Annotated in this window: 1 protein-coding gene; it reads left to right on the top strand. The window is 68.2% G+C overall.

The window, feature by feature from the left end:
* Positions 1-449, top strand: a 449-nt coding sequence (locus HZU84_RS21265) for an ISAs1 family transposase (RefSeq protein WP_180693130.1), incomplete at both ends; no start/stop codon positions are given.

Genomic DNA, 449 nt, shown 5'->3' with positions numbered 1-449 from the left:
CGAGCTGGAGCAGGCCCTGCCCCAGGTCACCGTGGTGGACAAGGGCCACGGCCGCATCGAGACGCGCCAGTGCGTCGTGGCCCACGACGTGAGCGCGCTGGGCGAGGTGGCGGCACAGTGGCGCGGTATGCGCAGCGTCGGGCGCATCCGGAGCACGCGCGAGATCGTCAACGGCCGGGCCAAGGGCGAGGCGGCCACCGAGTGGCGCTACTACATCAGCAGCACGCAGCTCAGCCCCGAGCGGTTCGAGGCCGCGGTGCGCGCGCACTGGGGCATCGAGAACCAGTGCCACTGGGTGCTGGACATGACCTTCTCCGAAGACGACTGTCGCATCCGCGTGGGCGACGGGGCCGAGAACTTCGCCATCCTCAGGCGCATGAGCCTGAACCTGCTCAAGCAGGAAAAATCCAGGAAGACCAGTCTCAACATCAAGCGCCAGAAGGCCGCCT

This window comes from Sphaerotilus sulfidivorans (assembly GCF_013426975.1).
GTDB classification, from domain to species: Bacteria; Pseudomonadota; Gammaproteobacteria; order Burkholderiales; family Burkholderiaceae_C; genus Sphaerotilus; species Sphaerotilus sulfidivorans.
This window is presented reverse-complemented; position numbering and strand designations above follow the sequence as displayed.